Origin of the sequence: Bacillus sp. CFBP9009 (assembly GCF_036541465.1) — a bacterium.
In the GTDB taxonomy this organism is placed as follows: domain Bacteria; phylum Bacillota; class Bacilli; order Bacillales; family DSM-1321; genus Peribacillus.
This window is the reverse complement of sequence record NZ_JAZHFU010000014.1, coordinates 86,630-105,713: the sequence shown is the minus strand read 5'-3', so window position 1 is coordinate 105,713 and position 19,084 is coordinate 86,630. Positions and strand designations below refer to the sequence as shown.

21 protein-coding genes, 2 pseudogenes and 1 other annotated feature are annotated in these 19,084 nt (G+C 39.3%); of the genes and pseudogenes, 19 read left to right on the top strand and 4 right to left on the bottom strand.

All coding sequences use genetic code 11. The features are described from left to right. Positions 1 to 4: 4 nt before the first annotated feature. Complete coding sequence (locus V3595_RS23135) at positions 5 to 538, top strand: GNAT family N-acetyltransferase (protein ID WP_485909917.1); 534 nt, start codon at positions 5 to 7, stop codon at positions 536 to 538. Positions 539 to 630: 92 nt separating this feature from the next. On the opposite strand, the gene V3595_RS23130 is transcribed toward V3595_RS23135, so the two are convergent. After that, entirely contained in the window at positions 631 to 1,428 is a 798-nt protein-coding gene (locus tag V3595_RS23130; RefSeq protein ID WP_133352599.1) for a peptidoglycan-binding protein, read from the bottom strand. 328 nt (positions 1,429 to 1,756) lie between these two features. Between V3595_RS23130 and V3595_RS23125 the strand changes: the two are divergent. From V3595_RS23125 to V3595_RS23075, 11 genes and pseudogenes are all read left to right on the top strand, one after another. After that, positions 1,757 to 2,406, top strand: a pseudogene (locus V3595_RS23125) (HAD family hydrolase). 113 nt (positions 2,407 to 2,519) lie between these two features. Then, on the top strand, positions 2,520 to 3,014 hold the full coding sequence (locus V3595_RS23120) for a GNAT family N-acetyltransferase (protein WP_485909914.1): 495 nt from the start codon (positions 2,520 to 2,522) through the stop codon (positions 3,012 to 3,014). 49 nt (positions 3,015 to 3,063) lie between these two features. Further along, entirely contained in the window at positions 3,064 to 3,297 is a 234-nt protein-coding gene (locus V3595_RS23115; protein ID WP_413015766.1) for a hypothetical protein, read from the top strand. A gap of 346 nt (positions 3,298 to 3,643) precedes the next feature. Next, the gene (locus V3595_RS23110; RefSeq protein WP_485909912.1) at positions 3,644 to 4,576 is read left to right on the top strand and encodes an ABC transporter ATP-binding protein; all 933 of its coding nucleotides are present in this window, start codon (positions 3,644 to 3,646) and stop codon (positions 4,574 to 4,576) included. Then, the gene (locus V3595_RS23105; protein WP_485909910.1) at positions 4,576 to 5,532 is read left to right on the top strand and encodes an ABC transporter permease; all 957 of its coding nucleotides are present in this window, start codon (positions 4,576 to 4,578) and stop codon (positions 5,530 to 5,532) included. Before V3595_RS23110 ends, V3595_RS23105 begins: the two co-directional genes overlap by 1 nt. Positions 5,533 to 5,684: 152 nt before the next feature. Then, complete coding sequence (locus tag V3595_RS23100; RefSeq protein ID WP_485909908.1) at positions 5,685 to 5,840, top strand: hypothetical protein; 156 nt, start codon at positions 5,685 to 5,687, stop codon at positions 5,838 to 5,840. 80 nt (positions 5,841 to 5,920) lie between these two features. Then, positions 5,921 to 6,463 carry a hypothetical protein gene (locus tag V3595_RS23095; protein WP_485909906.1) on the top strand — a complete coding sequence of 181 codons (543 nt, stop codon included), beginning with the start codon at positions 5,921 to 5,923 and terminating at the stop codon, positions 6,461 to 6,463. Positions 6,464 to 7,087: 624 nt separating this feature from the next. After that, complete coding sequence (locus V3595_RS23090) at positions 7,088 to 7,219, top strand: putative holin-like toxin (protein WP_485909955.1); 132 nt, start codon at positions 7,088 to 7,090, stop codon at positions 7,217 to 7,219. A gap of 454 nt (positions 7,220 to 7,673) precedes the next feature. Then, positions 7,674 to 7,838 (top strand): hypothetical protein, encoded by a 165-nt coding sequence (locus V3595_RS23085; protein WP_485909904.1) that lies wholly within the window; start codon positions 7,674 to 7,676, stop codon positions 7,836 to 7,838. Beyond that, on the top strand, positions 7,828 to 8,064 hold the full coding sequence (locus V3595_RS23080) for a DUF2500 domain-containing protein (protein WP_485909902.1): 237 nt from the start codon (positions 7,828 to 7,830) through the stop codon (positions 8,062 to 8,064). The genes V3595_RS23085 and V3595_RS23080 overlap by 11 nt, the downstream gene beginning before the upstream one ends. 44 nt (positions 8,065 to 8,108) lie before the next feature. Further along, complete coding sequence (locus V3595_RS23075) at positions 8,109 to 8,312, top strand: zinc ribbon domain-containing protein (protein ID WP_054399555.1); 204 nt, start codon at positions 8,109 to 8,111, stop codon at positions 8,310 to 8,312. A gap of 71 nt (positions 8,313 to 8,383) precedes the next feature. On the opposite strand, the gene V3595_RS23070 is transcribed toward V3595_RS23075, so the two are convergent. Further along, complete coding sequence (locus tag V3595_RS23070; protein WP_485909899.1) at positions 8,384 to 9,250, bottom strand: LysR family transcriptional regulator; 867 nt, start codon at positions 9,248 to 9,250, stop codon at positions 8,384 to 8,386. A gap of 142 nt (positions 9,251 to 9,392) precedes the next feature. Here V3595_RS23070 and V3595_RS23065 point away from each other — a divergent pair, with 142 nt between their 5' ends. Together V3595_RS23065 and V3595_RS23060 are read left to right on the top strand one after the other, a co-directional pair. Next, a complete protein-coding gene (locus V3595_RS23065; protein WP_485909897.1) occupies positions 9,393 to 10,526 on the top strand; it encodes an NADH-dependent flavin oxidoreductase in 1,134 nt (377 codons plus the stop codon). A gap of 43 nt (positions 10,527 to 10,569) precedes the next feature. After that, complete coding sequence (locus tag V3595_RS23060; RefSeq protein ID WP_485909895.1) at positions 10,570 to 11,466, top strand: DMT family transporter; 897 nt, start codon at positions 10,570 to 10,572, stop codon at positions 11,464 to 11,466. 24 nt (positions 11,467 to 11,490) lie between these two features. On the opposite strand, the gene V3595_RS23055 is transcribed toward V3595_RS23060, so the two are convergent. Beyond that, on the bottom strand, positions 11,491 to 12,900 hold the full coding sequence (locus V3595_RS23055) for a LysM peptidoglycan-binding domain-containing protein (RefSeq protein ID WP_485909893.1): 1,410 nt from the start codon (positions 12,898 to 12,900) through the stop codon (positions 11,491 to 11,493). Between the two features lie 295 nt (positions 12,901 to 13,195). Between V3595_RS23055 and V3595_RS23050 the strand changes: the two are divergent. The 4 genes and pseudogenes from V3595_RS23050 to argS form a co-directional block, all read left to right on the top strand. Continuing rightward, a pseudogene (locus tag V3595_RS23050) lies at positions 13,196 to 13,315 on the top strand (DinB family protein); the annotation flags it as partial. Between the two features lie 282 nt (positions 13,316 to 13,597). Next, entirely contained in the window at positions 13,598 to 14,629 is a 1,032-nt protein-coding gene (desA, locus tag V3595_RS23045) for a Delta(5) desaturase DesA (RefSeq protein WP_137020434.1), read from the top strand. Positions 14,630 to 14,722: 93 nt separating this feature from the next. Continuing rightward, the gene (locus V3595_RS23040) at positions 14,723 to 15,268 is read left to right on the top strand and encodes a response regulator (RefSeq protein ID WP_485909891.1); all 546 of its coding nucleotides are present in this window, start codon (positions 14,723 to 14,725) and stop codon (positions 15,266 to 15,268) included. A gap of 67 nt (positions 15,269 to 15,335) precedes the next feature. Then, positions 15,336 to 15,554 (top strand) — a binding site (T-box leader). 34 nt (positions 15,555 to 15,588) lie between these two features. Beyond that, positions 15,589 to 17,268 carry an arginine--tRNA ligase gene (gene argS / locus V3595_RS23035; RefSeq protein WP_485909889.1) on the top strand — a complete coding sequence of 560 codons (1,680 nt, stop codon included), beginning with the start codon at positions 15,589 to 15,591 and terminating at the stop codon, positions 17,266 to 17,268. Positions 17,269 to 17,358: 90 nt separating this feature from the next. On the opposite strand, the gene V3595_RS23030 is transcribed toward argS, so the two are convergent. After that, positions 17,359 to 17,775 (bottom strand): hypothetical protein, encoded by a 417-nt coding sequence (locus V3595_RS23030; protein ID WP_485909887.1) that lies wholly within the window; start codon positions 17,773 to 17,775, stop codon positions 17,359 to 17,361. 231 nt (positions 17,776 to 18,006) lie between these two features. Between V3595_RS23030 and V3595_RS23025 the strand changes: the two genes are divergently transcribed. After that, positions 18,007 to 19,044, top strand: a complete 1,038-nt coding sequence (locus V3595_RS23025) for a LacI family DNA-binding transcriptional regulator (RefSeq protein WP_485909885.1) — start codon at positions 18,007 to 18,009, stop codon at positions 19,042 to 19,044. The last annotated feature ends 40 nt before the right edge of the window (positions 19,045 to 19,084 follow it).

Here is a 19,084-nt window from a genome sequence, read left to right as displayed (position 1 = left end):
TGGAATGTCAGATATAAAAAATAATAGGCTTGTATATAGAATTCGGACTGGTGAATTGGAAGATGCGGAAGCCGTTTTGGATGTACAGAATTCCGTCATTTCCGAAGGAGAGTATTTTATTACGGTATCAGAGGAGTTCAATAAAACACCAGAACAACAAAGAGATTGGATACGAAGGTTATTGGAAAATGAACGGGAAACCATCATCGTGGCCGAAATTAATGGTGAAGTGGTTGGATGGATAGTATTTCAAGCGGAAAATAGGAAGAGAATGTCTCACAAGGGCTCATTTGGGGTGATGATTAGAAAAAATTTCAGAGGGATGGGAATTGGAAAAGAGCTTATTGAAGCGTTATTGGATTGGGCAGAAGCTAATCCGTTGATTGAAAAGGTGAGTTTGGGAGTTTTTTCTACAAATCATCGGGCAATATCACTGTATAAAAGGATGGGGTTTATTGAAGAGGGCCGTAAAATAAAGGAATTCAAGATGAGTGAAAATGAATACGTTGATGATATTATCATGTACAAAATGGTTTGAACAGAACGAAAGAGCATGAATGGATTCAATACATGCTCTTTCGGTTTGGTTATGTATCTATTTTTATAGTAAAACGATATTTATGTCATGCATTATTTAATTACTCTTACCTTCACTTGCTTTCTTCCCCACGTTAAAGCATCCGCTTCTTTTGCGATGAAGACATCGATTCTGTTTCCTTTGATCGCACCGCCCGTGTCTGCAGCGATGGCTTGTCCATAGCCTTCGACTTCAACGATGGAGCCTAGCGGAATTACGTTCGGATCGACTGCAATCAGTTTGGCATCATCATATTTTTCTAGATCGACACCCATTCTTGTAGTGCCTGAACATCCCTCACAGCTCGCTGTATAAGCCGTACTTGTTACCGTCAGTTCTTTAACGGCTGAGCTTGCTGAACTGGCTCTTTCTTCTAATTTACTGAAGGTTCGTGCACCGGCTATACCGTCAGCGGATAATCCCTTTTGCTTTTGAAAGTTCATGACTGCTTGTTTTGTACCTGTTCCATAAATGCCATCGACGGTTGATGAGTAAACATCCCAGGCTTTCAATAGCCTTTGCAGTTCAGCTACAGGTCTTCCCATATCCCCGCTTTTCAGTACCTGTATTTTCTGATTCGTTTGTGTTCCTGATATTCCATCGACTTTCAGCCCTGATTTTTCCTGAAACTTCTTTACGGATTCCTTTGTAATCGGTCCGTAGTAACCTGTTGCTTCATGATAGGGAAAAACCCCTTTTGTCAGTAATAATTCTTGTAATTGTTTAACATCACTATTACTCATTCCAAATGAAAGTGTGCGATCCAAAGCAGCGGCTTCGCCTTTAGTTGGCATGCAAACTCCTAGAATGAATACAGAAGCCGTTAGGATCGTTAATAATATTTTCTTCATGTTTATCCTCCTCGTTGTTTCCTGCATTAAACCATTCGTTAAACTATCACCCTTTTAGGCGCAGTTAAGGAAAAACACCGCGAAGGCACTAAGTAATTGTTAAAACATGTAACATAAAGAAAAGAAATGAGGCGGAGATCGGGTTACCATATCCTTATTAATTAACGAATTTTGGAAAAAAATAGCTTCATATGGAAACGGACCGGAACCGTTTGGTTGAACAAGGGTATTCATTCATGTACGTTTAAGTTAATAGAAATAGCTATGAAGCATATGCTGCTCAGCCATGTGTTTTTAAGGGATAAATTAGAAGGAAAAAATCATTTTGATTAAAGCAGTTATTTTCGACTTTGATGGTTTAATTCTAGACACGGAAACGGCTTGGTATGAGGCTTATAAGGAAACGATGGCTTTTTATGAATCTTATTTGCCCCTCGAACATTTTGTTAAATGTATCGGAACCGATAATACTGAACTTAATCAGTACTTTAAAGATCAGCTGGGGGAAAGGTGTAATATTGAAGAATTGAATCCAGAGCAAAAAGCCTCCATGAAATAAAAATGAAAACATCACAGGCACGTGAAGGTGTAAAGGATTATTTAGAAGAAGCAAAAAGAAATGGTTATAAAATCGCCCTCGCTTCAAGCTCGACAAAAGAGTGGGTCACTCATCATTTGGGGGAACTCGGACTGTTACACTATTTTGAAGTTATTATCACAGGGGATGAAGTTGAAAAAGTAAAACCAGCGCCTGATTTGTATTTAAAGGCAATTGAAGTTCTGGCCATTCAGCCGACAGAAGCCGTAGCATTTGAAGATTCGTTAAATGGGCTTCAAGCGGCCCTGACTGCTGGTTTAAAATGTGTGATCGTTCCTAATCCCGTGACGGAAGCTTTAGCTTTTGAAAATCATCATTTACGCCTCCGTTCCATGGTGGATAAGAGCTTGTCTGACGTCATAAAACATATTGAGCAATAAGCGTTCGAAGGAAAGTATAGTATGATAAAGGAATGAAACCGCGCCGAAGATGGCAGAGTCTTCGGTTTTTCTGGTTTTAATGAAACTTATATTTTGGTGGGGAAGGTGAGTTTATGGGATTGCATATCAATGACGAAGGAGTCCGGCTGCGGGAGGTCAATGAGAGTGATCTTCCTATCTTTTTCGAGCAGCAATTGGATCCTGCCGCAAACTATATGGCTGCTTTCACATCTAAAGATCCAACAGACAAGGCGGCTTTTTTGACACACTGGAAGAACATCTTATCGAATCGGGATATTCAAAAAATGACCATAATCCACAACGGATGTGTTGCGGGCAGCATTCTCAAGTTTGAACAGTTTGGTAACCCGGAAGTGAGTTATTGGATCGGGAAGCAATATTGGGGGAAAGGAATCGCTACAGGTGCACTTCTCCATTTTTTGCCGAAAATAAAAGTCCGCCCTCTTTATGCCCGCGCAGCCAAGGATAATCTTGGTTCCATCAGGGTGCTGGAGAAATGCGGATTTGAAAGATTCGATGAAGACAAAGGATATTCCCATGCAAGAGGCAAAGAGGTTGAAGAATTCATTTTGAAACTTGAAAGTTAAGATAATAATAACAATATCGTTTAGCCTATGAGGAAACGGGTGACATACAATGGGATATAAGATTTTTTCCATCATTTTTATTTTATGCGGTCTTTTTGTAATGTGGTTCGCCATTTTTGGCAAAAAGAAAGAGATCAAAGAGATCGGTATACCAACGAATTTCATCGATGTAATTTTAATGATGATATATAAGCTTTTACCTTCCATTATTAGAAAAATCCTTCTTTTTGCATTGGGTCTGGCCATTTCTATCGGATTTACCTATATATTGTTTAAGTTGTGAAAAATTTTCCTTATTAGATAAAATAATCCTGAAACTTTATTCTTGCGGAATCGTATTAAATGGTAACGATATATAGGAGTTGTTGCTATTTCGAAGGAAAAAAGTGATGGCAGAGTTTATGATAATGGGAATTATGGGGGCGGGAAGTTGACGCCGACGGAAGACTTAATGTTATTTCACAATAAGTTCACGGACGGGAAACCATAAAATTCAAATCTATTGATTGCAGCTGATTCAAGGGGTGTTTATATCCAAATAGAAGAATATCAGTATAGTTATAATATGCATAATATGGTAATGTTGAATTTGTGTTATTTTGGAAAATATTGAAAAAGGAAGGTATTATATGTCTGAATCGGTTCTTAAGGTTCAATCCTTAACTAAAAAAATTGGAAAAGTAACCATCGTAGACAATGTTAGCTTTGAAATAAAAAGCAATGAAATATTTGGTTTGCTTGGTCCGAATGGAGCTGGTAAGACCACGATCATCCGTATGATCACAGGTCTCATCAATCGTACGGGCGGTAATGTCATGATCAATGACAGTGATCTCGATAATGATTTCGAAGGTGCGATGAATCAATTGGGGGCCATTGTTGAAAACCCGGAGTTTTATAAGTACATGACAGGCAGAAAGAATATCCTGCATTATGCCCGAATGTCATCCAATGACATATCCAATGAGAGAATAGAAGAGGTCATTAAGCTTGTCAAACTGGATCATGCCATCGATAAGAAGGTTAAAACATATTCATTAGGAATGCGTCAGCGCCTTGGCGTGGCACAGGCCATTTTACATAAACCGTCGTTATTGATTTTTGATGAACCGACGAATGGATTGGATCCGCAAGGGATTCGCGAGTTTCGTGATTATTTGAAAGTACTGGCAAGTGAAGGCGTCGGGATATTGATTTCATCACATTTACTATCGGAAATGCAATTGATGTGTGATAGTTTTGCGGTTATCGAAAAGGGAAAACTGATACATACGAAAGAACATATTGTTGATGAAAAAACCGAAACGATCAATGAAGTTTCATTCACTGTCAGTGATGGGAAGCTAGCTAAAAAAATCCTTCAAGAACAGTTTGCGGATATTACGATTCTCAAATATGATGCGAAGACAATCTCCGTATCGGCCACTCGAGAACAAACGGCCGATATAAACAGGAGCCTCAATGGAAATCAACTGGATGTATATGAAATTGGCATTACGAGAAAGTCACTAGAAGATAAATTCTTTGAAATCACTGAGCAGGAAATGAGGGAGTCTGTATGATGTCCTTAGTAAAAAATGAATGGATGAAAATCTTTTCAAAAGTATCAACTTATATATTCATCGCTTTTCTTTTATTGGCAGCATTAGGGGCTGCAGTCATCGATTATAAACTAAGTCCCGAAGAAACGAGTAAAGATTGGAAGCAAGAATTAAAGGCAGATATACAAGAACAGCAAAAGGCTTTGGAAGCTAAGGAAATCAGTGAAGATGAAAAAGCCGTGATCATGGAAGAGATTAATCACAACAAGCAACTGTTGGCTGATAATATAAACCCTGACTTAAACACGAATTGGACCTATATGGCGGAATGGACTACATCATTAACGTCATTTGTCACTTTATTCGTTGTCATTGTTTGCAGCTCGCTCGTTTCCTCGGAGTTTTCGGATGGTACCATTAAACAACTGTTGATCAGGCCTTATAAACGTTGGAAGATCCTACTTTCCAAATATATTACTTCCCTGTTATTTGCAGCGTTACTACTTGCGAGCCTTCTTATATTCAGTTATCTAATCGGAATCATATTCTTTGGTAATGGCTCGTATTCAGACAAAATTCTAGATCCTGCATCTTTCGGTGAATTCAGTCCGGTAGTTGTCGGCGACTATTTCGTAGACATGATCGTTTACTGGATACCAGGATTCCTAGTCATCACGACCATCGCTTTCATGTTAAGCACATTATTTAAAAACCAAGCACTTGCAGTAGGTATATCCATTTTCATCCTATTTGCCTCTTCGACATTAAATATGGTCATTCAATCATTCATCGGTAAATACGAGTGGTTAAAATTCGTCTTATTCCCCCATCTTGATTTAAGGGGCTATATTTCAGGAACCATAGAAATGTTCGATGGAGCTACACTTGGATTTTCAATGGGTGTACTCGGCATCTATTATCTTATCTTTTTAGCGCTAACTTTCTTCTTCTTCCAGAAAAAAGATATCACTAATTAAATAGAGCGAAAAACCGAAATCAGTGGCTGATTTCGGTTTTTCTTATGCAACAGGAAAGTTGCTACTTTGAATCTGGCATAAAGTGAAACCTTTATCCAAATTTATCCGTATAAGATAATATGAGGATATTCAGTAGGGTATAGGGGTGGAAAATGAATAAAAATAAGGTCCTATTAATTGGACTTATAGGATTTTCTTTATTTCTAATGGGCATGATGATATCACACTGGACAGTTGCTGGCGTAGTGATCGGGATAGGCGGAGGGTTCGTAATGGGGATCAATTCCTACCTGTTTGCTAGTCAGTAGCTCCATGTACATATGTACAATACACTATTTAATTGCGGACTTCGTGGAAATAATCTGATAGAGATGGAGCAGATTTAAAGATGGGGAAAATGCATTATAAACGAAAGTTAGTCATTGTATTTATAATTATTGGAACAGCATTAGGGCTCTATGTGTACTCGGCATTCTCTGAAAAATTGACAAAATCAACAGATTTGTCTGATGAATCTATCGGGGGATTTAAAGTGTTGGATAACATTTCGAGTCCAGAATTTATTAGGGAATATGGAGAACCCATCGATCAGGATAATAATAATGCTTATGATTATTATTATTGGAAGGGCGGGTTAAAAACGGCCTCTATCAATACAGACGAGGATAAAGGGAAAATCATGCGGTTGATCATTTCAAGTACGGACGACGCCCAATTTGAAAACTCCCTTCAAACAAGCAAAGGTATTAAATTAGGAAGTAAGAAAGCGGACGTTCTTTCGAAGTACGGAGATCATTATTATAAAAGTTATGAACAGGGAGCCGATATTATCGGATACATTGACCATAAACGAAATATTACTTTAGAATTCTGGTGTGTTCCAGGTGGAAGGGTCGCAGAAATACGATTGGATGATGCAGATGTCATTTAATGTTTTTTTACCAGTGTCCCAGATTCAGGGTTTTGGCTGTTTAAGTGAATAAGAAAGCGATGCGATAAAGAATATCTTCATTAAAGATTTCAGCTATCATTACATCAATTATCGAATCATATTTGTTGGGGTATATGCATTATTTGCTATTTTTAAGCTTGATGATACCCCCGTTCCTATAAGTGATGCTCTGCATATGATTTTACTCTATTATTTTGCAATAAGTGTGTATAATGCTTTGCCTACTAAAAAGGCTAAGGGGAAATAGAAAAGTAATTTCCATTTTTTTATAAGCTCTGAAACCATTTATTACTTTATCCGTAAATCTAAGTTTGTACGGTGCTGAGGATCACCGGTATTTATCGGCATTTATTTTTATTGATTGGGAGATGAAGAGTGAATATTGCAATATTGTTATTACAAATTCTTATAGTGTCTCCAGCAAGAACTTACTATAAAAGCAATGATGATGGTGTGCAATCTATTAAAAATGAGTATTTCCCATCAAATGCTATATAATGGTTTGAAGGATTAGTAGTTAATGTCGGGGGGTAAAAAAATATCAATGTGGATTCCTTTGGGAATCTTCCCTATAATAATAGTATAAATGTCATAGTCTGCTTCATGGGTGGAAGCTTCTTGTATTACCCCTTACAGAAAGGGGGTGATTACATGAGCGTATATGAAGCTTTATCTTTGTGCATAGCATTTTCGATGTTAATTCTTGTTATAACAGATAAAAGCGACAAAAAATAACCACCCCATGCCAGCAAGCAGAAAGGGTGGTTATTTGCTTTGTAACACCTGAGTAAGCTTTCCCCCTTGAAGGGAATGCTATGATGTTTTGGGCAGGGTGTTAGAGCACCTTGCCTTTTTTTTATTTTATTCTTTTCTTGCCTTTATTATACTATATTATTTTCTGAAATTCATGTGTTTCGCGTTATTCACCCTTAACTATCTCCACTGATTTTTGCATTTTCGCCAGTTTATCAAATTCATTTAAACGTTCTCTAAGTTGCCTACCTTAAGGGGATAATATCAACAAATCTTTTTCACAGCCCGATTGTGAGCGTCAAATTTGCACAACTTGGGAGAGGTAATCTCATTAGAGGCTAGTTATTGGATGAGGTGTATGTATTTTTCATTGTAGGCTGAAACTTTTTTCCATTTTATCCGTATATTTTAACATCTGGAAAGGGGGAGGTTTCTCATGGACGGTTTTGGCGGAAGCGGGGATTGGGTATTCACAGGTGCTCCAGGCTTTATCGGAATTATGTTTGTTATCATTTTTATAGTCATCATCGTTCAATTATTCAGCGGGCTTAGTCAATGGAAGAAAAACGAGGAATCCCCTCTCTTGGAGGGTGAAAAGTAAACGGACAAAAGTCACGGGAAATGTTCACACAAACGATCAAAATGTCTCCTCGCAAAGTACCTCTACGACCTATTTTAGTATATTTGAATTTGAGAGTGGAGATCGGTTCGAATTCCGTCTTTCAGGCAGGGAGTTTGGTATTCTTGCAGAAGGGGATAGCGGCACTTTAACCTTCCAAGGAACAAGGTATATTGGTTTTGCCAGGAAGGATCATGGAGTCTCATAATCGAGGAGCCCTGTAAATAAATTAAATTTGGGAGATGAAGGATCATGAGCGAAAAGGGTTGTATGAAGTGCGGAAGCAATGATGCTGCTAAGAAGGATGTAGCCATGACAGGAACAGGCTTGTCAAAAATGTTCGATGTCCAGAATAATCAATTTACGGTTGTGTATTGCAAGCAGTGCGGTTATTCGGAGTTTTATAATAGGCAATCATCTTCAGGCAGTAATCTGCTGGATCTATTCTTGGGATGATCATTGGCACGACAAGAATCCCCTTTTTCATGAAAAGGGGATTCTTGTTTTTTCTTCATCATGTCAGCTCATTACCCGATGAAATGGCCTTGAACGACTTTTGTAAATTCCTTGGCGACGGGTGAAAGGTGTTTAGATGATTTCATGACCAATCCTATCTCCCGGGAAAGTTCCGGGTTCAAGGGCAGGCTTTTGATGCGTTCGGGTTTTTCCGGTAAAGCCAGGTCGGGCATAATCGTGATGCCTAATTTTCCTGCTACCATTGAGAGCACGGTTTGATTGTCTTTTATGTCGTATGAAATGTTTGGTTTTATTTTGGCTTCCAGGAATCTATCTTCTATGAGTGTTTCGCAGCCAGATCGCAGCATGATGAATGGTTGATCAACGAAATCTTCTAGGTTCAATACGGTTTTCCCTGAAAGTGGATGGCCTTCGTATACGACAGCTGATAAAGGATCATTTAGCAGAGGTATGAATTCCACATTCTTCACTGGTTTTGCTGCAAAGCCGATGTCCACTGTTCCTTCTTCGATCCATGTTAAGATTTCCTCATATCCACCTTCATGAATCAGCAAATCGATATTAGGGTATTTTTCTTTAAAGATAGAGAATAGCTTTGGTATGAATCTGGCAGTGAAGCTTGGAAAACTGCCGATCGTTATTTTACCGATTTCCATTCCATTAACAGCTGCAATCTTTTGTTCGATATGTGCAAGGTTGGCAGCGATGGCCCGCATATGTGGAATAACTTGTTCTCCCGCAGTCGTGAGTGTTACACCTTTTCGGTCACGCTTCAATAAAGTCACACCAAGTTCCGTTTCAAGTGCTGTAATGTTATGGCTCACGCCTGATTGAGTCAGTCCGATCCGGTCTCCCGCTTTCGTAAAACTTCCGTGTTCAACAACATGTAAAAAGACTTCCAGTTGAAAAAAATTCAAATGCCCCACACCCTTCTTCTAACTAATGAATTATACATGAGAAACTCTAATCTAAGTAATGAAAAACATTCATTTTACTTATCGATTGGTCGAGAATACAATAAAATTACAAAAATAAAATACGAATGGGTGATGGAAAATGATGAAACGGAAATACGAGCAAATTTTTTCACCGTACACGCTTTCTAATGGAACGGTTCTTAAAAACAGGATTGTAGTTGCGCCAATGACCACTTATTCAGCTCAAGAGGATGGCTTGGTTTCTGACGAGGAATTAGCCTACTATAATAGAAGGGCAGATGGACCTGCCATGTTCATTACTGCCGCTGCCGCCATTTCCCCTGTTGCGACAAGCTTTCCCCGGCAAATGAAAGTATATGATGAACAAAGCATCGCTGGACTCACAGAGCTTGCAAAAACCATTAAATCCAAAGGTGCAAAAGCCATTCTCCAGCTTCATCATGGCGGAAGCGAGAGCCTTCCAAGCTGTACAGACGGAGAACAAATGGTTAGTCCGAGTGGGATCATTGCAAGCGTTTATAAAGGAATGGGCGAAGAGTACATTCCAAGGTCAATGAGCCACACTGAGATTCTATCCACTATTCAAGACTTTGGAAGAGCCACCCGCCATGCCATTCGTTCAGGATTCGACGGTGTGGAAATCCATGGAGCGAATGGATATCTCCTTCAGCAGTTTTTCTCACCCCACTCTAACAGACGGAGAGATCATTGGGGAGGGAGTTTGGAGAATAGAATGCATTTTCCACTTGCCGTCATCGCGGAAGTGAAGCGGATCCGTGATCTATACGCAGACAAGGAATTCGTTATTGGGTATCGCTTCTCCCCCGAAGAACCGGAAGAAGGCGGATTGAAAATGGATGATACATCTGCATGGGTAGATAAATTGGCAACTCAGGGGCTTTCCTATTTACATCTTTCTGTTAAAAAACCCGTCTGGTCCATGCCTAGAAGCGGATTGAACAGGGGATTGACAAGGACCGAAATTTTCCGCGATATCATCGCTGGCAGGACCAGTTTCATATCACTTGGATCGATTCATACTCCAGAGGAAGCAAATGCTGTGCTTGAGAAAAATATACCGCTTTTTGCATTAGGAAGGGAATTACTGATGGAACCGGACTGGGCCGCCAAAATAAAGGAAGACAGGGAAGATGAGATCCTGACAGCCTTGCCGCGCGATAGCAGGTGTAAATTAAGTATTCCGGATCAAATGTGGGCGAATATCATTACTCGTGACGGCATGCCCGAGAAATGATAGTGTGAATGTAAAAAATGGAAATTTAATGAGGGGAAATTAAATGAATAAAATAGCACTTCTTCAACTGTCTCTAGCCATGACAATCTTCGGTTCTGTCGGTTTTTTTTCGGAACTATCAGGACTTCCTGCATTGGAATTGGTTTTTGTTCGCTGTATTTGTGCTGCCGTGTTCTTATGTGCAGCCTGGATGATTACCGGACATTTCAAGAACGAAATATGGAATGGTAGAGAGGTAATGCTCATCATCTTCTGCGCAGTGGCCAACTTGTTAAACTGGATATTCCTCTTTAAATCTTTTGAGCTGATATCGGTGACAATCGCCATTTCGCTTTATCATTTAGCGCCGATCATTGTACTCATTATAGGGAGCTTCATCTTTAGGGAGAAAATGAATTTATTCTCCATCTTGGCCATTTCCCTTTGCTTCATTGGCACATTACTCATTATGGGAACAGATGGATTTCGATCATCGTCTCCTGAATGGGAAGGGATCATGTATGGAATCATTGCTGCCTTTTTCTATGCGGCAACCATGCTTTTAGGAAAGAGCATTACAAAGACCAGTGTATATGCGACCACATTTCTGCAAATGTTCATTGGATTTCTATTACTGATTCCTTTTGTCGATTATTCCGTATATACAACTTTAAAATCTTCCGAATGGTTTTATACGGTGCTTACCGGCATCATCCATACAGGCGTCGTGTATTTGCTGTTTTTTAATAGTATTCGCCATTTGCCTACAAATGTAGTATCTTTCATGATTTTTGTCGATCCGGCAGTTGCCATCCTTTTGGATATTCTGCTTTCAGGATTTCAACCGGACGGTATTCAAATTCTGGGTATTTCCTTGATATTTATTGGGGTGGTCTATTCTCTTAAAACGACTAGACCGACTGAAAATGATGTCATGCAGAAAAGGCCGCACACAATGTGAGGCCTTTTCCCTTTATGCATTTACCTATTGATTAAAATGATAGACATCCCAAATGTCAGGGGTTTCTGATCCAATGTACCAAGCAGCTGCACCGCCTAGATGATTTTGTATAACCAGGTCAATACGGAGCTTCATCGATTTTTTATCTTCTATCCAAATTTGATGCTTCTTCCCTTTGGAAGTATACACCACGTAATTTTGTTGAGTCTTTTTATCCCATACCTTTTTAAGTTTTTGAGTTGAAATGATTTTGTTGACCTCAGCCATGGTACGGTCATGACTTTTCACTTTTTTTGTCGACAAATCGGTTACCCATTCTCTCGTATAAAATGGTACAGCCAATATGATCTTATGAGCAGGTACTTCTTTCATTAAAAGCTTGGTTCCTTCTTTGATCCAAGGTAACGAGGAAACGGACCCGGCTACTGGGCTCCCTCCCCAATGCTCGTCATAACCCATTATGATTATATAGTCCGCTATTTTGCCAAGTGCTTTCCTATCTAGGCTTTTTGACCAATAAGGGTCGTCATTTTCTCGGGTGACATCCACAGACACTTTAATTCCATGAGGTTTTAGTGCCTTTTTTAGTTCGCCTATGAAAAGTACAAAGTCCTTCTTATTTTTTGGGTCGATGTTTTCGAAATCTACATTTATTCCATCACTTTTCGTTTTAACAAGTGAATCGCGTAAAGCTGAAACTAATTTCTGGCGTTTTTTTGTACTGCCTAGTACAGAACCAGTTAAAACAGGGTCAAATTTATTCCCGATAAGCTGCCAAACTTGTTTTCCTTGTTTATGGGCAGCTTGGATGTATTTTGTATCTACAGAAACGGAAACGTAATTACCGGTATCCGTCAGAGTATAAGAACGGGGAGATACTACATTCAAATTGGGGTGTTTAATTTGCTGCGTATAGTTTTCTTTCGATCCATTATGCTTCCAGCCCATGACGATACGGTTTTGTGCCTTTTTTTGAAGCTGGGATTTCTTTATCCAGCCCTTTTTTCCGCCAAGCAATTGAACCTGGTAGTAATAATCCGGAACCTTCAATTTTTGGCCAACTTTAAGGGTAACGGTATGTAAGTTATTTAATTTCGTCAAATCACTTGTGGTTACCTTGTATTTAGTAGAAATCTTCCACAATGTATCTCCTGATACAACCTTATGGATCTTATACTTTTGGGGAATCTTCAGTTTTTGGCCGAGAGTTATTTCGGAAGAAGTTAATTTATTTTCTTTTTGTAGCGCACTTACTGTAACACCATATTGATTTGCTATTTTCCATAATGTGTTTCCAGTCTTTACTTTATGAATAATAGGCCCCGCGGAATCCCCAACGGAAGAAGAAATGATGGGATACGCATCGCCCTTTTTTAAGGTCTTTAATAGAGTAGAACCTAATTTAGGAGAACTAAAAACTTTTGTATTGTCCACTTTAACAGAACCTATGTATTGGGTTTTACTTGATGAATGACCACTGGTTGGAAAGAGACATATACAAAGAAGGCTTAACATAATAAAACATCCAAAGAATTTTTTCACAATTGTTTTATTCCCCTTTGTAAAATTTAACTTTACTAGTTTACTATGGAGAATAGCTTTAAAATAGAGGTACATTGTGGAAAGGCCCTATATAGAAGAAAATAGGGATCTAAAAAGGATTTACGATTCGGCTGTTGTAGCAACAACCACACTAAGGTAGGTCGAATTATATCGCTGAAGGACTAAACCCCATGTCGTGAATCATGGAACGTATCACCGTGGCAATATCACAGCCATGTTACGCCAAATGGGTTATGCTTCTACTACGACGGATTATGGTCTTTATTTGTTTTTAAAAGGAGAGTAACTGGATTTCAATTGCTTACTGCTGGAACTGTTAGCCTGACATTGAAAAATTGACAGTCCTGTTCTTAAAGTGAGGCTACCTGTCATTTTGAAGATAATGAAATCCTATACATGTGAACAGGTTAACCGGTTTTTACTGGTTGACCTTTTTTACGTTTGCAGCTGAAAATGACTTGTACATGACATTTGTCATCTTCTAGTCATGACACCTGGTACTAATAATTTCAGGTTGATTTCTTTATACTATGTAATAACGACAAATAAAAGGAAGTGCAATTAAATAATGACCTTGCAAAATACGAAAAACTTGAGAAAACAAATTGCTCCTTTTGAACAATCAACGACAAAGCAAAGTATATGGCAGATCATCAATACCTTGGGGCCATTTATTATTTTATGGTACCTGGCATATATAAGTCTTTCCGTTTCTTATTGGTTAACTTTAATTCCAGCCGTGATTGCTGCTGGCTTCTTGACAAGAATATTCATTATTTTCCATGATTGTACGCATCATTCATTTTTCAAAAGCCGCCGTGCGAATAGAGCAGTCGGTACGATCATGGGTGTTTTGACTTTATTCCCGTTTGATCAGTGGGGGCATGAGCATTCTGTGCATCACGCAACAAGCGGTAATTTGGATAAGCGGGGTACAGGAGATATTTGGACCCTTACGGTAGATGAATATTTGGCTGCACCGCTTAAAATTCGTTTTGCCTATCGTTTTTATCGCAATCCATTGGTTATGTTTGGTTTAGGTCCAATTTATGTATTCCTTCTTAAAAATAGATTTAACCGTAAAGGTGCTAGAAAGAAGGAGAAAATGAATACGTATTTGACGAATGCATTAATCGTCGTATTAGCAACATTGCTTTGCCTGGCAGTAGGCTGGCAGTCGTTCCTTCTGGTACAAGGTTCCATTTTCATGATTTCTGGTTCAGTGGGCATTTGGCTGTTTTACGTCCAGCACACATTTGAGGACTCTTATTTTGAAGAAAATGAGGAGTGGGAATATGTATTAGCAGCAGTGGAGGGAAGTTCTTTTTATAAGCTTCCAAAACTGATGCAGTTCCTTACTGGTAATATCGGTTACCATCATGTTCACCATTTAAGTCCAAGGGTACCTAACTATAAATTGGAAATGGCGCACAATAATACGCAGCCTTTAGAGAACGTTCCAACGATTACTCTTGCGACAAGCTTGCGCTCACTCCGTTTCCGTTTATGGGATGAGGAATCCAAGAATTTTGTTGGTTTTAAAGACATAAAATATTTAACGAAAAAAAGCGTTTCCGCTCAAGTGAAATCTGAACTGTAACGTTCATGTATCATTTCAGACTCCCTTATTAATCCTTGGATTTTGGGGAGTCTTTGTTTCATATAAGGAACTCGATAAAGGAGAGAACTTAAAATGATTCGAATTGTCATTGCAGAGAATCAGCAAATGCTGTTAGAGGCAATAAGTTCTCTACTCAATCTTGAAGAAGATATAGAAATTGTCGGGCAAGCCGGTAATGGAGAAGAAGCGGTGGCCCTTGTACACCAATTACAGCCTGATGTGTGTATCATGGATATGGAGATGCCTGTAATGAGCGGACTTGAGGCAGCAGAAGCATTAAGGTCAATTGAATGTAAAGTGGTCATTTTAACGACATTCCGAAGGACTGGTTATTTTCAACTCGCAATAAAGGCTAATGTAAGTGGTTATTTATTGAAGGATAGCCCGGGTGAAGAGTTATCTTGCTCGATTCGCAGCATAATGGATGGCAAGCGAATATATTCCCCAGAACTTATAGATGAGTCTTCCAGCAATAATGGCCGGGAAATGGGAGTGTTAGGTTTGTTAGCCGATGGTCAATCAAAAATTGAGCCGTCTAATCAGCAAAGCGGCACAATTGGGACAGTAAGGAAATATTTTTCCACCATCAAGGATAAAATGAAGTTACCGGCAGGTTAGGATTTGTTTCTTAAATTCTGTTGACACGTTTTTTTAAATTGTGTACGATGGATTAAATTATAATATTGAAAATTCTGTGATGAAGAGAGTAGTTCATTTTGAAATGGAAAGCGAGTTAGGGATGGTGGGAGCCTAATGCAGGACGGATGAATGAAGCGCACTTTGGAGAAATTTCTTGAACCGTTTAGTAGGGAATATCGGGGAGTCACCTCGTTAACAATGGAAAGTGGTCACAATTTGTGGCAACTAGAGTGGTACCACGGGAATTCATGCTCTCGTCTCTTATTTAGAGGCGGGGGCTTTTTTGTTTAGGAGGGAAAATGACGATGAATAAACCAATTGCAGAATTGATTTCAACTGCTTTGAACAATGAAATGCCAGCTAGTGAAATAGAAAAATTAATGGAAAAGCCAAAATTAATGGAATTAGGTGATGTCGCCTTTCCATGCTTTACTCTTGCGAAAAAATTCAAAAAGTCGCCTCAGGTGATTGCGTCTGAAATAGCCCAACAATTAAATAGTAAGTTGATCCAAGAAGTGAACGTTGTGGGTGGTTATCTGAATATCTTCGTCAATCAACAGCTGGTGACGGAAAACGTGCTGCAAACGGTATTAAGTGAAAAGGATCAGTATGGTTCGATGCAGCCTGTACAGGAAAATGTCGTGATTGATTATTCCTCCCCGAATATTGCCAAACCTTTTTCCATGGGGCACTTACGCTCAACGGTCATAGGGAATGCACTGGCTAACATCGCCGAAAAAAAGGGCTACAATGCCGTGCGTATTAATCATTTAGGAGATTGGGGCACGCAATTCGGCAAGTTGATTGTCGCGTATAAGCTATGGGGCGACAAAGAGGCAATCGAAGCTTCGCCGATTCAGGAATTATTGAAGATCTATGTGAAGTTCCATGATAGAGCCGAAAGTGATGAATCGTTGAATGAACAAGCACGCGCAAGCTTCAAGTCGCTTGAAGATGGGGACGAGGAAGCACTGGCATTGTGGAAATGGTTCAGGGATGCGTCTCTAAAAGAGTTTGAGACGATTTATGATTTATTGGGCATCCGTTTTGATTCCTATGCCGGCGAAGCGTTTTACAATGACAAAATGGATGCGGTTGTCGGGGAACTAAAAGAAAAAGGCTTACTTACCCTATCCGAAGGTGCCTATGTCGTGCAATTGGAAGATATGCCGCCTTGTTTGATTACGAAAACGGATGGTGCGACACTTTATGCCACGCGTGATTTAGCTGCCGCCATGTATCGTAAAAAACAGTATGAGGCGAAGAAAACATTTTATGTTGTCGGAAACGAACAATCCCTGCACTTTAAACAACTCTTTAACGTCATTGAAAAAATGGGGTATGAATGGTCAAAAGATTTGCAGCACGTAGCATTTGGCATGATGTTAAAAGACGGTAAGAAAATGTCGACACGTAAAGGGAAAGTCGTGCTCCTTGCGGATGTATTGGCAGAGGCGATCGAAACAGCGAAGCGCAATATTGAAGAAAAAAATCAAGCGCTTGAACAGAAAGAACTGGTTGCAAGACAGGTCGGTGTCGGAGCGGTAATTTTTAATGATTTAAAAAATAACCGCATGAACGATATTGATTTTTCATTAGAACAAATGATGAATTTTGAGGGAGAAACGGGTCCATATGTACAGTACACATATGCGCGAATTTCCTCATTGCTTGAAAAAGGTGAATTTAACGAGCAGGCCATCCATTTTGACGCTTTAGGTGAATATGCGTGGCCAGTCATCCAGCTGCTGGAGCAATATCCGAGCATTGTCCAAAAATCGTTTGAACAAGCCGACCCATCACAAATCGCGAAATTCAGCTTGCATTTATCGCGTGCATTCAATAAGTATTATGCACATACAAAAATCCTCGTTGAAGATGAATGGAAACTAATGAAACTCTCATTCGCTTTTTCCGTAGCGATTGTATTGAAGGATGCGCTAAGTTTATTGGGAATTTCCGCGCCGAAAAAAATGTAATGCATGTCTATAAAAGGAGCCATTTTGATCTTTTCAAAATGGCTCCATAATTTATCAGATAAATCCTGGCATGAACGTAAGCTCTTTTATTTAAGACGAAAAGTATCTGTCTTGGGCTGTCCTTTTTTCTCCCAAGTAATATGCAACTTGTACACATGCTCTTTTTTTTGGAGGATCTCCCAAATAAAAATCCGTTGATAATGGATTTAATTTTGTAACAGAGCCATCTTCACTTTTTCCTTCTGTAAATCCCTTATGTTCCACTAATGTTTTTCCATTATCAGTAAATCTTACTTCTTTTATCTCGACCTTGCCACCAGACTTTTGTTGAACATGTCCAACCCATCCGCCAACTGTTTCATCAGAGTTTTTTTTATAATTTGCTTTCCACATACCATTATCAGATGTGCCCCCAATTGCAATACTGGAATAATACAAATAACCTCCGATAGCACCACCCATACATATAACTACAACAAGTAACCATTTTGAATATTTATTTTTCATCAAAAAAAGCCTTCCCCTCTCTACAACTGTTTATATTATACAGATTAGTTAACATATTTTAAAAAAAGCAACGGGCTGTCAGCTTGGCATTGAAGTTGGCGTCGATCCATGCGGCTACGCATAGTCAGCGGAATAAAAGGAATTTGAATAAAATGCATTGACATTCATTGGTAATGTGTTACTATTTATAAAAATGGAACCGGTTCCAAAATTCGCGAATGGATGAATGTAATGGTTAAACAAGAAAACGCAAAAGTTACAATTTACGATGTTGCTAGAGAAGCAGGTGTTTCAAAAACCTCTGTTTCCCGGTATTTAGGGGGGAGATATGATGAACTCTCTGACAAAACCCGTAAGAAAATCGAGCTGGCGATCAACAAAATGGAGTACCGCCCAAACACGATGGCAAGAGGGCTCAAAAGCAATAAGAGTTATTTGATTGGAATCATCGTGGCGGACATCAACAATCCATATACGACGGCCATCCTTCGGGGGGCTGAGGATATATGCAGCCAGAATGGATATAATCTGATGATTTGCAATTCGGATAATAACCCCGAGAAGGAAAGAGGCTATTTTGATATGCTTTTATCCCATCGCATCGACGGGCTTATCATTCATACGACTGGCGGTAATCACGACATGCTAAAACAGATGCAAGAGCAAAAGACCCCGATCATCCTTTTGGATCGGAAGGTGCCAGATCTTGAAATCGATACGGTAGGATTGGATAATTTTCAGGCTACTTCACAAGCGGTCAATTTTTTGGTTGGCCAAAATTATGAACGAATTGCATTTTTCAGCGAACCTGCAAGCAAGGTCAGTACCAGGCATGAGCGGCGGCTATCCTTTCAGCAAACGTTGATGAGCCACAGTCATCCGAGTTCAGGTGATGTTTATGAGGTCAATGTCGATGATTTAAAAGATGTCGATTCCAAGCTCCAGCATTTTTTAGATGACTCAAAAGACGTATCAAGAGCTATATTGACGGCAAATAGTGTCGTGCTATTAAAATTAATTTTACTTTTACAAGAAAAGAAACTGTCGGTCCCGGAAGATTTAGCAATGATGGGATTTGATAATCCGGATTGGAGCACCATCGTTTATTCGGGCATTACAACGATTGAACAGCCAACATACCAAATCGGGGTCGCTGCTATGGAAATGATCCTGCGCCGCATTGATGGACAGGCTTCTCCAGCGCAGACAATGGCGTATCAAGCGAAATTGAATATAAGGGAAACGACTCCATTTATACAAAAATCATAAGTCTTCTAAACTTGAAGACTTTATTAACTCACAAAATGGT

Bases quoted from the DNA above. Each gene is read 5' to 3' on its own strand.
- V3595_RS23135 (WP_485909917.1), top strand. From the start codon at position 5: ATGTCAGATATAAAAAATAATAGGCTTGTATATAGAATTCGGACTGGT.
- V3595_RS23130 (WP_133352599.1), bottom strand. From the start codon at position 1,428: ATGAAGAAAATATTATTAACGATCCTAACGGCTTCTGTATTCATTCTA.
- V3595_RS23120 (WP_485909914.1), top strand. From the start codon at position 2,520: ATGGGATTGCATATCAATGACGAAGGAGTCCGGCTGCGGGAGGTCAAT.
- V3595_RS23115 (WP_413015766.1), top strand. From the start codon at position 3,064: ATGGGATATAAGATTTTTTCCATCATTTTTATTTTATGCGGTCTTTTT.
- V3595_RS23110 (WP_485909912.1), top strand. From the start codon at position 3,644: ATGTCTGAATCGGTTCTTAAGGTTCAATCCTTAACTAAAAAAATTGGA.
- V3595_RS23105 (WP_485909910.1), top strand. From the start codon at position 4,576: ATGTCCTTAGTAAAAAATGAATGGATGAAAATCTTTTCAAAAGTATCA.
- V3595_RS23100 (WP_485909908.1), top strand. From the start codon at position 5,685: ATGAATAAAAATAAGGTCCTATTAATTGGACTTATAGGATTTTCTTTA.
- V3595_RS23095 (WP_485909906.1), top strand. From the start codon at position 5,921: ATGGGGAAAATGCATTATAAACGAAAGTTAGTCATTGTATTTATAATT.
- V3595_RS23090 (WP_485909955.1), top strand. From the start codon at position 7,088: ATGGGTGGAAGCTTCTTGTATTACCCCTTACAGAAAGGGGGTGATTAC.
- V3595_RS23085 (WP_485909904.1), top strand. From the start codon at position 7,674: ATGGACGGTTTTGGCGGAAGCGGGGATTGGGTATTCACAGGTGCTCCA.
- V3595_RS23075 (WP_054399555.1), top strand. From the start codon at position 8,109: ATGAGCGAAAAGGGTTGTATGAAGTGCGGAAGCAATGATGCTGCTAAG.
- V3595_RS23065 (WP_485909897.1), top strand. From the start codon at position 9,393: ATGAAACGGAAATACGAGCAAATTTTTTCACCGTACACGCTTTCTAAT.
- V3595_RS23060 (WP_485909895.1), top strand. From the start codon at position 10,570: ATGAATAAAATAGCACTTCTTCAACTGTCTCTAGCCATGACAATCTTC.
- desA (WP_137020434.1), top strand. From the start codon at position 13,598: ATGACCTTGCAAAATACGAAAAACTTGAGAAAACAAATTGCTCCTTTT.
- V3595_RS23040 (WP_485909891.1), top strand. From the start codon at position 14,723: ATGATTCGAATTGTCATTGCAGAGAATCAGCAAATGCTGTTAGAGGCA.
- argS (WP_485909889.1), top strand. From the start codon at position 15,589: ATGACGATGAATAAACCAATTGCAGAATTGATTTCAACTGCTTTGAAC.
- V3595_RS23030 (WP_485909887.1), bottom strand. From the start codon at position 17,775: ATGAAAAATAAATATTCAAAATGGTTACTTGTTGTAGTTATATGTATG.
- V3595_RS23025 (WP_485909885.1), top strand. From the start codon at position 18,007: ATGGTTAAACAAGAAAACGCAAAAGTTACAATTTACGATGTTGCTAGA.